Below are 14676 nucleotides of genomic sequence, written 5' to 3'. Positions count from 1 at the left end.
ATATGAAAAAACAAAATATTATAATTAGTTTAATATGTGTAATAGTGATAACAGGATGTTTAGTTATTGGAAGTATTAAAGGTGGAGAATTTTCAGGTACAGATGACCAGGCAGAATCTGCAATAAGTGAGCTAAATAAAGATTATGAGCCTTGGTTTAGTCATATATGGGAACCACCATCTGGGGAAATAGAAAGCTTATTGTTTTCTCTTCAAGCAGCCCTTGGAGCAGGAGTTATAGGTTATTACATAGGAAGAAAAAGAAATGTTAAAGCTAATAAGTCTACTTGCAAAACAAAGTAAATTAGCTAGTATACATCCTTTAGAAAAAATGATTTTGAGTATAAGTCCTATAATTATTATAGGATTTACTCAAAATTATAATATTATTATTTTAAACATATTAGTTTTTATAATTCTTCATTTGCTAGCTTCTAATAATAAAAAAATTTTTACAAAAATAACTTTAGAAGTTACAGGATTTGCATTAATATCTTCAATAACTTTTGTATTTGATTATGGATTTTATTATGTATCTATTATTTTACTTAAAAGTGTAAGTGCAGGACTTTGTTTGTCATATTTTTCTTTAACAACTCCAATAGACGATGTTTTATATTTCTTTTCTAAGATAGATTTTCTAAAAGATATGTGCGATATTTCTAAAAGCATGGAAAGATTTTTAGTTTTAATTAATGATGAATATATTATTTTATATAATTCTATAAAATCTAGAGGTGGTTTTGAAAGTTTTTCATTAAAAGTAAAAAATACTGGTAAAATGGCAGGATTAATTTTCGTGAATACTATGAATAGGTGGAAAGTTATAAGAGAGGCATTACATAGTAGAGGATATAGAGGATATACTCCTTATTTAGATAAAAATTTCGATTTTTCTTTAAAAAGAGCTATTTTAGTAATAATATATATAGTGATGTTAGTATTACTAGTTTATTTAAATATATTTTTCTTTTAGATGTAGGAAAATAGGTTTTTCAGTTTTTTTAGTGTGTATTTTAAAAAATTAATTTATAAGTCTATAGTGTTATTTAATTTTATGATTTATGATAAAAATAATTTTAGAGGTGGATTGAAATGAAAGGTTACTATAATTTAATTGCTCTAAAATCTGATAAAATCAATATTTTAGTTGTAGGTGGAGGAAAAGCAGCTTTTATAAAAGTTTCTTCTTTTTTAAAAAGAGGATGTAAAGTAACAGTTTTGTCTCCCTCTATTTCGCCTAAATTACTAGAATTTAAAGATAAGATTAAAATAATAAAAGAAAAATATAAAAAAGATTATATATTAGATAAACACTTAGTAGTAATAGCAACAGATAACGAAAGTTTAAATAGTAAAATAAGAAAAGATTGTGATGATTTATATAAAATATACATAGATTCTTCAGAGAAAGAAAAAACTTTAGGATTTAATACTTGTCAAAGGGAAAGTGAAAATATGATATTTTCACTAAATACTAAAAAGGTATGTCCTAAAGCTACATCATATATAGCTAATAAAATAGAAAATAAATTATATATGTATGATGAATATGTAAATTATCTAACTAGATTGAGAGAATTTTTAATTGATAGTATCTACAAAAATGAAATTATGAATTTTACATGCAGTGATGATTTTTACTATTTTTACAAAAAGGGTTATGGAGATAAAGTATTAGAAATGTTTTACTATGAATTTAGAAAAATACATAATAAATCACACACAGATTAAAAATGGTTTACGGAGGTATATTTTGAACTTTAAAATAGCGACAAGAAAAAGCAAATTAGCACAAGTACAAACTAATATTGTTATAGATTTATTAAGAAAGAAATATAAAATAAACTGTGAAAAACTCCTTATAAAGACTTTAGGAGATAAGATATTAAATATGTCTTTGGATAAGATTGGTGGTAAGGGGTTATTTGTAAAAGATATAGAAAAAGCTATGGTAGCGGGAGAAGCTGAAGCTTCAGTTCATAGTATGAAAGATGTTCCTTGCGATATGCCAGAAGGTTTTGAAATAGTAGCTATGCCAGAGAGAGAAGATCCTAGAGATGTATTTATTTCTTTAGATGGTGTACACTTTAAAGATTTAAAGAATTATGCAAAGATAGGTACTAGTAGTAAAAGAAGGGCAGCTCAGTTGAAAATTTTAAGACCGGATATTGAAATAGTTCCTATAAGAGGAAATGTTCAAACTAGAATATCTAAAATAGAAACAGAAAATTTAGATGGAATTGTTTTAGCAGCAGCAGGACTAAAAAGAATTAAGTTAGAAAGATATATAACAGATTATTTTGATGTTAATCAAATGATTCCAGCTATTGGACAAGGAGCTTTGGGAATAGAAGTTTTAACTAACAGTGAAAATAAAAGTTTATTTAAAGCTTTAGATTGTTATGAAACTAGGATATGTGTAGAAGCTGAAAGAGCTTTTATGAGAAAACTTCAAGGTGATTGTCATTCAACTATAGGAGCTTATGCTTATTTAGAAGAAGACAATATAAATATGATTGGAATATTTGAAGTTGAAGGTAAGATAATAAAAAAAGAAATAAAAGGTCCAAAAGAAGATTATAAAATGTTAGGTATAAATTTAGCTTTAAATATTTTAAAAGACTAATCTAATATAGGAGAAATGTAATGGGTAAAGTTTATTTAATTGGTGCAGGTCCTGGTGATGAAGAACTAATAACATTAAAGGGAGTAAGAGCTTTAAAAAAATGTACAGCAGTTTTATATGATAGATTAGCAAACAGAGAACTGCTTAAATATCTAAAGGAAGATTGTAAGGTTTATTTTTGTGGAAAAATTCCAGGATGTCACTATAAGAATCAAGATGAAATAAATAATATGATAGTTAAATTAGCTAAAGAAGGCCATACAGTTGGAAGATTAAAAGGGGGAGACCCTTATGTATTTGGTAGAGGTGGAGAAGAAGTTTTAAAACTTTTAGAAAACAATATAAATTTTGAGGTAGTGCCAGGAATAACATCTTCTATAGCAGTTTTAAATTATGCAGGGATACCAGTTACGCATAGAGATTTAGCTAGAAGCTTTCATGTTTTTACAGGGAAGACTTGTAGAGATTTTAAAAGAGATTGGAAGTCTATAGCAAGTATTGGAGGAACATTAATATTTTTAATGGGAGTTTCAAATTTAGAAAATATATCAGATAATCTTTTGAAATATGGTATGGATAGAGAAACTAAAGTTTCTGTAATAATGAAAGGGACTACATCAGAGCAAAAAAAAGTAGTTGGAAATTTAGAAAATATAATTACAAAAGTTAAAGATGAAAAAATTTCATCTCCAGCAATTATTGTTGTAGGAGAAGTGGTTTCATTTCATGATAAATTTGATTGGCTTTCAAAGAAGCCTTTATCAGGAAAAAATATATGTATAACTCGTACAAAAGAGCAGGCTAAAGGTTTTAAAAAGAAGCTACTAGAACTTGGTGCAGAAGTTACAGAAATAAACTCTATAAAAATAAAAAAAACTCCTGAGAATTTAGATAAAAATATAAATAATCTAGAAGAGTATAATTATATATTATTTACAAGTGTTAATGCAGTAGAGATATTTTTTGAGTATATAAAAGAGAAAAAATATGATATTAGAAATATAAAAGCTAAGATAGGTGTTATAGGACCTAAAACCTCTGAAGCTGTAATGATGAGAGGAATAATTCCAGCTGTAGAGTCAGAGCATTTTGTAGCAGAAAGTCTATTTGAATCTATGAAAAAAGTTATAAAAAATAAAGATAAAATACTTATTCCAAGATCAAAACAAGCAAGACCATTTTTGCCAGATGCTTTAAGAGAAGAAGGTTGTATAGTAGATGAAATACATTTATACGAGGTTTTATGTGGAAAACTTCAAGATAAGAGTAGATTTGAAAAAGTAGATACAGTGATATTTACAAGTCCATCAACTGTTAGAAATATGATTTCTATGGTAGGACTTGAAAGAATAAAAAACAAAGAGATTATAGCAATAGGACCTATAACAGAAAAAGAATTGAATAAAAACAATATAGAATGCAAAGTAGCAAAAAAATATTCTATAGAAGGAATCATAGATTTGTTATTGGTGAAAAATTAATCTGCAATTTTATTTGTAAGGAAAATGGAGAGGTTGATAAAAAATGTTTACAAGACACAGAAGACTTAGAAAAGATTCAAGTATAAGAAGCATGGTAAGAGAAACTACTATAATGCCACAGGATTTTATATATCCTATATTTGTAGTAGAGGGAGAAAATATAAAAGAAGAGATAAGTTCACTTGAAGGTAATTATCATTATTCTATAGATAGATTAGAAGAGCTTGTAGAAGAAGTTAATAAAGCTAAAGTAAAAGGAATAATGGTATTTGGAGTACCAGATCATAAAGATGAATGTGCATCTGCTGCCTTTGATGAAAATGGAATAGTTCAAAGAGCTATAAAAAGAATAAAAGAATTAGATGAAAACTTATTTGTTATAGGTGATGTATGTATGTGTCAATATACAAGCCATGGCCATTGTGGAATAATAAAAGGGAATAAAGTAGATAATGATTCAACTTTAGAATATTTAGGAAAGATAGCACTTTCTTATGCAAAAAGTGGAGTAGATATGATAGCACCATCAGATATGATGGATGGCAGAGTTTTACATATAAGAAACGTACTTGATGAAAATGATTATAAAGATGTTTCAATAATGAGTTATAGTGCAAAATATTGTTCAGCATTTTATGGACCATTTAGAGAAGCAGCTCACTCTGCACCTAAATTTGGCGATAGAAAAACTTATCAAATGGACCCTTGTAACAGTAGAGAAGCTATGCTTGAAATAGAAGATGATATAAATGAAGGAGCAGATATAGTTATGGTAAAACCTGCTCTTCCATATTTAGATGTAATTAAAATGACAAGTGATAGGTTTGATTTTCCTATAGCTGCTTATAATGTAAGTGGAGAATATGCTATGGTAAAAGCTGCAGCTAAGCTTGGACTTATAGATGAAAAGAAAGTTGCTTTAGAAATGTTAACTTCTATAAAAAGAGCTGGAGCTGATATTATAATAACTTATTATGCTCTAGAAGCAAGTAAGTGGATAATTGAGGAAATTAATAAATAATAATTAATAAATAAAAAATAACAAATAAAGCATATAGGATTTTTTAGTGAAGTAAACAGCTTTTGAAGAAATAGATTCTGTATGCTTTGTTTTGAATTTTAGATAATATTTAGTATGTAATCTAAATTTAAGGAGGGATTTTTTTGAAAAGCATAATAATTTCTTCTAACAAAAGTGGCGGAGGAAAAACCACAGTGACACTTGGACTTATGAAGGCTTTAATGAAAAAAGGATATAAAATACAAGGATATAAAGTTGGACCAGATTACATAGATACTGCTTTTCATTCACATATAACTAAAAATCCTTCAAGAAATTTGGACTTGTATTTAATGAATGAAGATGGAGTTAAAGAATCTTTCAGTAGAGGACAAGGGGGTTTAGGAATAATCGAAGGGGTTATGGGATTATATGATGGAAAAGGAATTGATACTAGTTATTCAACAGCCCATGTATCAAAACTTTTAAATGTACCTGTAGTATTAGTTTTAAGTCCTAAAGCTCAGAGTGCAACTTTATGTGCAGAGATTAAAGGAATAATTGAATACGAAAATATTAATATAGCAGGAGTTATTTTTAATAATGTAAGTGAAGGGTATTATAAACTTTTGAAAATATTAGTAGAAGAAAATTGCTCATTACCTGTATTTGGGTACGTTCCCAAAGATGAAAGAATAAAAATAGGCAGTAGACATTTAGGATTAGTACAACAAAGTGAAATAGAAGACTTAGATAAAAAAATAGATATATGTAGTGAACTTATTTTAAGTTATGTAGATTTACAATTATTAGTAGAAAAATTTCAGAATGCAAATGAAATAAAAACAAATGATAAAAAGTTTAGTTTAAATGATGAAAAACTAAATATAGCTGTAGCTTATGATAAGGCTTTTAGTTTTTATTATAGAGAAAATATTGAGATTTTAAAAAGTTTAGGTAGAGTACAATATATAAGTCCTTTAAAAGATAAAAAACTTCCAGAAAATATAGATTTTCTATATTTAGGTGGAGGATATCCAGAAGTTTTTATAAAAGAGCTTACTAAAAATAAATCTATGATGGAAAGCATAAAAAAATCTTTAGATAATGGTCTTCATTGTTACGCAGAATGTGGTGGACTTATGTATTTAACAGAAGGTATAGAAGATTTAGAAGGAAACTTTTATGAAACTGTAGGATTTTTTAAAGGAAAATCTTATATGACTAAAAGACTTCAAAATTTTGGATATACCACTGTTTATGTAGAAGAAGAAAATAATATCCTTTCTAAAGGATTAAAAATAAATTGTCATGAATTTCATAAATCTTATGTAGATTTAGATGAAAAAACTATTTATAGATTAAAAAAAGATAGATACGATGGTATAGTGAAAGAGTGGAATGGCGGATATATAAAAAATAATACATTAGGAGCTTATGCTCATCTTCATTTCTTAGGAAATATGGAATTTGTAAAGAATTTAATTAGTAGAAAATAAGGTGAAATTAAAAATTAACATATAACAAATAACAATTGAAAAAAATCATAAATAAGCAATTAAAATAAAATTAGTATTATATGGTGATGTGGAAATGTTTGATTTAATATAAAAATCAATTTCATACTTTTTAATTGAATATAAATCAAACAGTTATTATTTATAAATTAAGAATAAGTTTATTTGAAATGTTATAAAAGAGGTGAAACTATGAAAGATTACATAAAAAAACCTATGGATATAGAAAAAGGAAGTTTTGAAATAATAGGTGAGGAGATGGGACCTCACAATTTTAATGAGGAAGAATTAAAAATAGTAAAAAGAGTTATACATACAACAGCAGATTTTGAATATAAAAATTTAATTCAAATAAAAAAAGGAGCCATAGATACTGCAAAAGAACTTTTAAAAAAGGGAGTAACTATATATACAGATACTAATATGGCTTTATCTGGAATAAATAAAACTGCTCTTAAAAAGTTAAATTGCAAAGTGGAATGTTTTGTATCACGAGAAGATATAAAAAAAGAAGCTAAAGAAAAAGGAATAACAAGATCTATGGCAGCTGTAGAAAAAGCTTGCGAAGAAAATATAGAATTTTTTGTGTTTGGTAACGCTCCTACAGCTTTATATAAACTTATGGAACTCATGAAAGAAAAAAAAGCAAATCCTAAATTTATAATAGGAGTGCCTGTAGGTTTTGTAGGTGCGGCAGATTCTAAAAAAAGATTAGAAGAAGATATAGATATTCCATTTATAACTATAAGAGGAAGAAAAGGTGGAAGTAATGTAGCAGCATCTATAGTCAATGCTTTAATGTATATGTTAGTTAAAAGATAGAAAGTTATAATATATGTTCATCTATAAAAGTGGAGGCTATTATGAAACAATTTTTTAAAATTATGATAATAACTCTAATTTCTTTATTGTTTTATGGTTGTGCTGGGTTAGGAGATTTTGAAATAAAATTATCTAAAGGATATGTATTGAGTAGAAGTTCTGCCAATATGGTTACAATAAATAAAAAAGAAGATGGAAATAGTTTAAGTCAAACTATAATTCCTGAAAAGGTTGATAAAGTTTCTTGGAATGATAAATACATACTTGTGAAGAGAATAAACGTAGAAAAAGAAAATACTTCTTCTAATAAGAAAAATAGAGATAAAGCATCTCATGAACCTGAATCAGACTACTGGATTATAAAAGTGGATAACGGAAATTTATATCCCTCTCCCACATATGAAGAATTTCTAGAAAAGAGAAAGGAACTATGTGTTCCTAATAATCTAAAATTAAAAAAAGTATCTGAACTAAAGCCGGTAAAATAATATATTTTAAAATTGCTAATGTTATATAATAAGGTAAAGGATGGTGAAATTATGGAATTTGAAGATTTATTAAAAAAAGCTACAGAATTATTAATAGATAAAGTAGAGCCTTTTATAATTTATTTATTTGGTTCTGGTGGTAAAAATGAATTAAGAGAAGATAGTGATATTGATATTGCTTTTATTAGTGATAATGAGGTGTCTTCATATAAAAGTTTCATGATTGCGCAAGAATTAGCGGATATATTTAAAAGAGATGTAGATTTAGTTAATTTAAGAGATTCTTCTACTGTTTTTAAGGTACAGGTAGTAGGAAATGGAAAAAAAATATATTGTAATGATGAAAAAAGAAGAATGTATTTTGAAATGAGAGTTTTTAAAGAGTATGCACTTTTAAATGAAGAAAGAGCAGAAATTTTAAAAAATATAAAAGAGAGGGGAAATATTTATGGGGACTGATGTTATATACAATAAGATAGAAATAATAGAAAGATGTATAAAAAGAATCAATGAAGTATATGAAGGTAACTTTGAAAATTTAAAAGATTATACTAAGCAAGATTCTATAATATTGAATATTCAAAGAGCTTGTGAAGCAGCTATAGATTTAGCTATGCACATTGTTTCAGAAAAAAAACTTGGAATACCTCAAAACAGTAGGGATGCTTTTGAAGTATTAAACAAAAATAAAATTTTAAGTAATAATATTACTAAGAATTTAAAAGCTATGGTAGGGTTTAGAAATATAGCAGTTCATAACTATCAAGCAGTAAACTTAGAGGTCGTAAGGGAGATTATTGAAAATCATATAGAAGATTTTAGAGAATTTATATATGAGATTAATAAGTTTGTATAAAGTAGGAGGCCGTTTATGTTAGATTTATTTAAAAAAAGAAGAAGCATAAGAAAATTCAAACAAAAACCAATAGAAAAAGAAAAAATAGAAGCTTTAAAGAAGGCATTGCTTTTAGCTCCTTCATCTAGAAACATAAAACCTTTAGAATTTATATTTTTAGATAATAAAGAAATTTTAAATGATATTTCAAAATGTAAGCCTCATGGAGCAATTTTTCTAAAAGAGGCAGCTTTAGCAGTAGTAGTATTAGGTGATGAAAATAAAAGTGATGTGTGGGTAGAGGATGCTTCTATAGCATCTATAATAGTTCAATTAGAAGCAGAAGCTTTAGAATTAGGATCTTGCTGGATACAAATAAGAAATAGAAACTATAATGAAAATAAAATGGCTGAAGATTATATAAAAGAAAAATTAAATATAAAAGAGAATTTTAAGGTAGAATCTATTATAGCTATAGGTTATAAAGATGAAAGTAAAAATCCTACAGATGAAGAAAATCTAGATTTTAGTAAAATTCATATTAATAAGTTTGATTAATATATTAAATTTTTTTTGATAAAAATATAAAAGAACTGATGGAACTTATAAAATGTAATTTGGAGGATTTATGCTGGATTTATATGTGAATTGCAATGGAAAAAAGTTAAGATGTGGATATACTACAGGATCTTGTGCAGCAGCTGCTGCTAAGGCTGCTTCTATAATGCTTTTTTATAATAAAAAATTAGATGAAGTTACTATAGATACTCCAAAGGGAATAGAAATTACTATACCAGTAAATAAAATTAATATTAAAGACGAAGCAACAGAATGCACTGTGTTAAAAGATGGTGGAGATGATATAGATATAACTCATGGTATTGAAATAGGTGCTAGAGTAGAAAAGTTACCATCAGGGTATGTTTTAAAAGGTGGAGAAGGTGTAGGAGTAGTTTTAGGGGAAGGACTATACGTAAAAAAAGGAGAACCTGCAATAAATCCTGTTCCAAGGTCTATGATAGAAAAAGAAGTTAAAGAAGTATTACCTAAAAATGTAGGAGTACTGGTTACTATATTTGTTCCAAAAGGAAGAGAGATAGCTAAAAAAACCTTTAACCCAAGGCTTAATATAAAGGGTGGAATATCAATACTAGGAACTTCTGGAATAGTAATGCCTATGAGTGAAGATGCATTAAAAGAATCTATAGAACTTGAAATTAATCAAAAGGTAGTAGGTGGAGCTAAAGAATTAGTTTTCATATTTGGAAATATGGGAAAAGATGTGGCTCTAAAACTTGGATTTAAGGATGAAAATATAGTTACAATTTCTAATTATGTAGGATTTTCTTTGGAGTGTTTAACTTTAAGAAAAATAAATAAACTAACAATAATAGGACATATAGGTAAGATGAGTAAAATTGCTTCAGGATGTTTTAATACTCATAGCAGAGTTTGTGATAGTAGACTAGAAACTATAGCTTTAGAACTGGCTTTAATGGGAAAAGATAATTTTTTAGTGGATAAAATATATAATCAAAAAACTACAGAAGGAGCTGTAGAGTTTTTAGGAGAAGGATACGAAGAATTATATAAAAGGATAGGTAACAAAATTAAAAAGAGAATAGAACAATATACATATGATTATGTGAAAGCGGATGTAGTTATGTATGCAATGAAAAAAGGAGTACTCTATTCTACTTTAAATGATGTTAAGTAGGTGAATTTTATGATTTATATAGTAGGTATAGGACCTGGAAATAAAAAGTATATGATTTATGAAGCAATAGATATTATAAAAAATTCAGATTATATATTAGGATTTAAAAGAGCCATGAGCACACTAGATTTTATAGATAAAGAAAAGAAAATTACAGTTAGTGCTTTAGCTGAAATATTAGATTTTATAAATAATAATAAAGGTAAAAATATTTCTTTAGTAGCATCGGGAGACCCTTGTTTTTATGGGATAAGCAACTATATAAATAAAAATTTTAATGGAGAAATAAAAATAATTCCAGGAATAAGTTCTTATCAGTATATGATGTGTAAATTAAATGTTTCTTGGCAAGAAAGTTATCTTGGAAGTTTACATGGAAGATATGAAGATTTTATAGAAAAAGTTTTACAGTATAAAAAATCTATATGGCTTACAGATAAAAATAATAGTCCATCGAATTTATGTTTAAGATTACATAAAGATAATATAAATGCTTTAGTTTATGTTGGGGAAAATCTTTCTTACCAAGATGAGAAAATAACAAAGGGTTATCCAAAAGATTTAAAAGATAAAAGCTTTTCTAACCTATCTGTAGTTTATATAGAAAATATTGATGGAATTTAGGAGGTGAAATTTTGAAATATATAAAAGATGAAGAATTTATAAGAGGAAACCCACCTATGACTAAAGAAAATATAAGAATTTTATCTATAGCTAAAATGTGTTTAGATACTGATTCAAAAGTATTAGATATTGGTGCAGGTACTGGTAGTATAAGTGTACAAGCATCTATAATTTCTAAAAAAGGAAAAGTTATAGCAATAGAAAAAGAAGAAGATGCTTTAGAAGTTTTAATAAAAAACAAAGAAAAATTTAATTGTAATAACTTAAGTGTAATAAAAGGAGAAGCTTTAGAAGTATCAGAAAATATAAATGAAACTTTTGATGCTATATTTATAGGTGGTAGTGGAGGAAATATAAAAGAAATAATAAATGTTTACAGTGAAAAGTTAAAAAAAGAAGGTAAGATGGTTTTAAATTTTATAACTATAGGTAATTTATATAAATCATTAGAAACTTTAAAAGAATTACATATGAAAACAGAATTTATTCAAGTTTCTATAAGTAATGGGAATAGAGCTAATATGCTTGTTTCAAATAATCCTATATTTATAGTTACAGCGGAAAAAATTTAGAAAAGATTTAAGGAGGAATATTTATGGAAAATTCTATGGATTTTATAAACAGAATGGATATTATATATTATTTTATAGCAATAATTCTTTTAGTACATGCTATCTGGAAGGAATACAAATATAGGAATTTTAAGAAAATGTATAGTAAAAAATCTCTTTTGATTTTAAATTGTAAGGATGGTTTCTTAAAGAAAATATTCTTGCCAGGCATATATGTTTTATTTATGGCTATGATTATATTTACAGAAGGATTAAATGATAATGTTTTATTAATCTTAATATTGACATCTGGGTTTATAACTCAACTATTTTTTGATCCTAAAATATATTTTACTGAAGAAGGAATAATAAATTTAAAACAGTATTCCTTTATACCATGGGTTTCTGTAAAGGGTTATAAAAAAAGTGATGATTTTAATGATCTTATAGAACTTAAATATATAGAAGATTTTAGAGAAGTAAAGGTTAAAAGTGAATTTGAAGAAGAACATATAGAAGAAGTTTTAAATGTAATGAAGGAAAAGCTAGGAGGTGAATTTTAGTAGCATTATAATATGCTACTAAAAGTATTTATATGAAAGGAATATTATACGGAGTAGGAGTTGGACCAGGAAGTGAAGAATTTTTAACTTTAAAAGCAGTTAAAGTTTTAAAAGAAGCTGATGTAGTTATAGCTCCAAAAGCTTTAAAGGATGGAGAAAGCATAGCTTTAGATACTGCTAAAAATTTTATAGGTGAAAATACTAAAATTTATAAAACTCATTTTCCTATGGGGAAAAAAGATAGAGAAGAAAAAATATATGATATTTTTAAGCTTATAGAAAAACTTATTGGTGAAGGGAAAAAAGTTGTCTTTTTAACTATAGGAGATCCTTTCTTATATAGTACATATATATATATATTAGATTACATAAAGAAAACTGATATAAAGTTTGAAACTGTGCCAGGAATAAATTCTTTTTCAGCTGCTGCAAGTGTAGCAGGGGAAACTTTAGTGATTGGAAATGAACCTCTTTTAATACTTCCAGCATCTAAGATTAATACTATAAAAGATGAGAAATTTATAGTATTGATGAAGTTTTATAAAAAAGAAAAAGAGGTTTTAGATATATTAGAAGAAAAAGAATTTAAATATGTATGTATTAGAAGAGCGTGTAGAGAAGGTGAATCAGTTTTATATACAAGAGAAGAAATATTAAATTCAAGAGATTATATGTCTCTTATAATTGCACATAGAGATTAAAAATTGGAGGGCATTATGGAAAGTAAAGTTTATTTTATTGGAGCAGGTCCTGGAGATGTAGATTTAATAACAGTAAAGGGAAGATACATTTTAGAAAAAGCAGATGTAGTAATTTATGCAGGATCTTTAGTAAATAGTGAGCACTTAGAATTTTGCAAAAAAGATGCAGCTATATATAATTCTGCATCAATGACTTTAAATGAAGTTTTAGATGTTATAAAAAAATACTATAAAGAAAATAAAACTATAGTTAGATTACATACAGGAGATCCATCTATATATGGTGCTATACAAGAACAAATGGATGAAATATCTAAATATAATATACCTTTTGAAGTTGTTCCAGGGGTTAGTTCTTTTACAGCAGCTGCTGCATCTATAAAAAGAGAATTTACACTTCCAAAGGTTAGTCAAACAGTAATACTGACAAGAGTAGAAGGAAGAACTCCAGTTCCTAAAAAAGAAGATTTGGAAATTTTATGTAAAGCACAAGCGTCTATGGCTTTATTTTTATCTGTAGGAATGATAGGAAAAGTAGCAGAAAAATTAAGGAAAGGTTATGGAAGAAATGTACCTATAGCTGTAATACAAAAAGCTACATGGAAAGATGAGAAAATTGTTATTGGAACTTTAGAGGATATAGAAGAAAAAGTTAAAAATGCAGGAATAACAAAAACAGCTCAAATATTAGTAGGAGATTTTATAGATACAGATTACGATAAAAGTTTGCTTTATGATGAAAATTTCACTCATGAATTTAGAAAGGCTAAAAATGAAACTTGCCATAATTAGTGTAACAAAATCTGGAGATAGAATAGCCTCTAATATAGGAAAACATTTTGATGTGGATTTATATTCAAAATATTCTATGGAAAGCTTCAATCTTAAAAAGGTTACGGAAAAATGTTTTAAAGCTTATAAAGCATTAGTATTTATAAGTTCTACTGGAATAGCTGTAAGGGCAATAGCCCCTTTTATAGAAAAAAAAGATAAAGATCCTGCAGTTGTAGTTATAGATAGCTTTGGAGAATTTGTTATAAGCCTTTTAAGTGGACATTTAGGTGGAGCAAATGCTCTATCAGAAAAATTAGCTAAAGTTATAAAGGCAAATCCTATAATTACAACAGCTACAGATAAATTAGGAATAAAAGCACCAGATATTATAGCAAAAGAAAATAATCTTATTATAGATGATTTAAAGATAGCAAAGGAAATGGCAAAAAGGCTCATAAACAAAGAAGATGTAGGATTTTTTGATGAAGATAGTTTAATAGATTTGAGATATGGATATGTAAAATCTAAAAATTCATCTCATATTGTGGCAGTTACAAATAAAGAAAATATTTTTAAGGGTAAAAAAGTTTTAAAACTTATAAGAAAAAATATAGTTATAGGAATTGGATGTAGAAAAAACTATGATTATTTAAAAATGCGAGACAATGTACTTACTATACTTAAAAAATATAACATAGATAAAAGAGCTGTAAAATCTATAGTAACAGTAGAAATAAAAAAAGATGAAGAAGCTATTTTAAAATTAAAAGAGTTTTTAAACTGTGATTTTAAAGTATTTAAACTTGAAGATATAAAATCTATACAAGATAAATTTAATGGTAGTGATTTTGTAGAAAAAGCTATAGGGGTTAGATGTGTATGTGAACCTTCTGTAGAACTTTTTAAAGCTAAGATAATTCATCCAAAAGAAAAGATGAATGGAATGACTATAGCTATAGGAAAAATGTAGAGAGG

General features: G+C 26.6%; 19 protein-coding genes. All 19 read left to right on the top strand.

Translation table 11 applies throughout. The annotated features are described in order from the left end of the window. Window positions 1-2 precede the first annotated feature (2 nt). On the top strand, window positions 3-302 hold the full coding sequence (locus ABDZ71_RS08820; RefSeq protein ID WP_343760851.1) for an energy-coupling factor ABC transporter substrate-binding protein: 300 nt from the start codon (window positions 3-5) through the stop codon (window positions 300-302). Beyond that, the gene (locus ABDZ71_RS08815; protein ID WP_343760849.1) at window positions 265-975 is read left to right on the top strand and encodes a CbiQ family ECF transporter T component; all 711 of its coding nucleotides are present in this window, start codon (window positions 265-267) and stop codon (window positions 973-975) included. Before ABDZ71_RS08820 ends, ABDZ71_RS08815 begins: the two co-directional genes overlap by 38 nt. A 119-nt stretch (window positions 976-1094) precedes the next feature. Next, window positions 1095-1733, top strand: coding sequence for an NAD(P)-dependent oxidoreductase (locus tag ABDZ71_RS08810; RefSeq protein WP_343760847.1), 639 nt, complete (start codon window positions 1095-1097; stop codon window positions 1731-1733). Window positions 1734-1755: 22 nt separating this feature from the next. Beyond that, window positions 1756-2628 (top strand): hydroxymethylbilane synthase, encoded by an 873-nt coding sequence (gene hemC / locus ABDZ71_RS08805; protein WP_343760845.1) that lies wholly within the window; start codon window positions 1756-1758, stop codon window positions 2626-2628. Window positions 2629-2648: 20 nt separating this feature from the next. After that, complete coding sequence (gene cobA / locus ABDZ71_RS08800; protein WP_343760843.1) at window positions 2649-4109, top strand: uroporphyrinogen-III C-methyltransferase; 1461 nt, start codon at window positions 2649-2651, stop codon at window positions 4107-4109. 43 nt (window positions 4110-4152) lie between these two features. Then, entirely contained in the window at window positions 4153-5130 is a 978-nt protein-coding gene (hemB, locus tag ABDZ71_RS08795) for a porphobilinogen synthase (protein WP_343760841.1), read from the top strand. Window positions 5131-5273: 143 nt separating this feature from the next. Next, on the top strand, window positions 5274-6608 hold the full coding sequence (locus tag ABDZ71_RS08790) for a cobyrinic acid a,c-diamide synthase CobB (RefSeq protein WP_343760839.1): 1335 nt from the start codon (window positions 5274-5276) through the stop codon (window positions 6606-6608). Window positions 6609-6818: 210 nt separating this feature from the next. After that, a complete protein-coding gene (locus tag ABDZ71_RS08785) occupies window positions 6819-7448 on the top strand; it encodes a precorrin-8X methylmutase (RefSeq protein ID WP_343760837.1) in 630 nt (209 codons plus the stop codon). 41 nt (window positions 7449-7489) lie between these two features. Continuing rightward, the gene (locus ABDZ71_RS08780; protein ID WP_343760836.1) at window positions 7490-7936 is read left to right on the top strand and encodes a DUF3997 domain-containing protein; all 447 of its coding nucleotides are present in this window, start codon (window positions 7490-7492) and stop codon (window positions 7934-7936) included. Window positions 7937-7987: 51 nt separating this feature from the next. Further along, the gene (gene mntA / locus ABDZ71_RS08775) at window positions 7988-8395 is read left to right on the top strand and encodes a type VII toxin-antitoxin system MntA family adenylyltransferase antitoxin (protein WP_343760835.1); all 408 of its coding nucleotides are present in this window, start codon (window positions 7988-7990) and stop codon (window positions 8393-8395) included. Then, the gene (hepT, locus tag ABDZ71_RS08770; RefSeq protein ID WP_343760834.1) at window positions 8385-8792 is read left to right on the top strand and encodes a type VII toxin-antitoxin system HepT family RNase toxin; all 408 of its coding nucleotides are present in this window, start codon (window positions 8385-8387) and stop codon (window positions 8790-8792) included. The genes mntA and hepT overlap by 11 nt, the downstream gene beginning before the upstream one ends. Before the next feature lie 15 nt (window positions 8793-8807). Beyond that, complete coding sequence (locus ABDZ71_RS08765) at window positions 8808-9329, top strand: nitroreductase family protein (protein ID WP_343760833.1); 522 nt, start codon at window positions 8808-8810, stop codon at window positions 9327-9329. A gap of 70 nt (window positions 9330-9399) precedes the next feature. Beyond that, window positions 9400-10488, top strand: a complete 1089-nt coding sequence (gene cbiD / locus ABDZ71_RS08760) for a cobalt-precorrin-5B (C(1))-methyltransferase CbiD (RefSeq protein ID WP_343760832.1) — start codon at window positions 9400-9402, stop codon at window positions 10486-10488. Window positions 10489-10497: 9 nt separating this feature from the next. Beyond that, window positions 10498-11112 (top strand): precorrin-6y C5,15-methyltransferase (decarboxylating) subunit CbiE, encoded by a 615-nt coding sequence (cbiE, locus tag ABDZ71_RS08755; protein ID WP_343760830.1) that lies wholly within the window; start codon window positions 10498-10500, stop codon window positions 11110-11112. An 11-nt stretch (window positions 11113-11123) separates the two neighbouring features. Then, window positions 11124-11684 (top strand): precorrin-6Y C5,15-methyltransferase (decarboxylating) subunit CbiT, encoded by a 561-nt coding sequence (cbiT, locus tag ABDZ71_RS08750; RefSeq protein ID WP_343760828.1) that lies wholly within the window; start codon window positions 11124-11126, stop codon window positions 11682-11684. A gap of 23 nt (window positions 11685-11707) precedes the next feature. Beyond that, window positions 11708-12226, top strand: a complete 519-nt coding sequence (locus tag ABDZ71_RS08745) for a hypothetical protein (protein ID WP_343760826.1) — start codon at window positions 11708-11710, stop codon at window positions 12224-12226. A 32-nt stretch (window positions 12227-12258) separates the two neighbouring features. Continuing rightward, window positions 12259-12927, top strand: a complete 669-nt coding sequence (locus ABDZ71_RS08740) for a cobalt-factor II C(20)-methyltransferase (RefSeq protein ID WP_343760824.1) — start codon at window positions 12259-12261, stop codon at window positions 12925-12927. 15 nt (window positions 12928-12942) lie between these two features. Then, window positions 12943-13719: a precorrin-4 C(11)-methyltransferase gene (cobM, locus tag ABDZ71_RS08735; protein WP_343760822.1), complete on the top strand. Its 777-nt coding sequence runs from the start codon at window positions 12943-12945 to the stop codon at window positions 13717-13719. After that, complete coding sequence (cbiG, locus tag ABDZ71_RS08730) at window positions 13700-14671, top strand: cobalt-precorrin 5A hydrolase (RefSeq protein ID WP_343760820.1); 972 nt, start codon at window positions 13700-13702, stop codon at window positions 14669-14671. Before cobM ends, cbiG begins: the two co-directional genes overlap by 20 nt. Window positions 14672-14676 lie beyond the last annotated feature (5 nt).

The sequence above is a fragment of the Clostridium oceanicum genome, from assembly GCF_039521385.1.
Classification (GTDB): Bacteria; Bacillota; Clostridia; order Clostridiales; family Clostridiaceae; genus Clostridium_F; species Clostridium_F oceanicum.
This window is presented reverse-complemented; position numbering and strand designations above follow the sequence as displayed.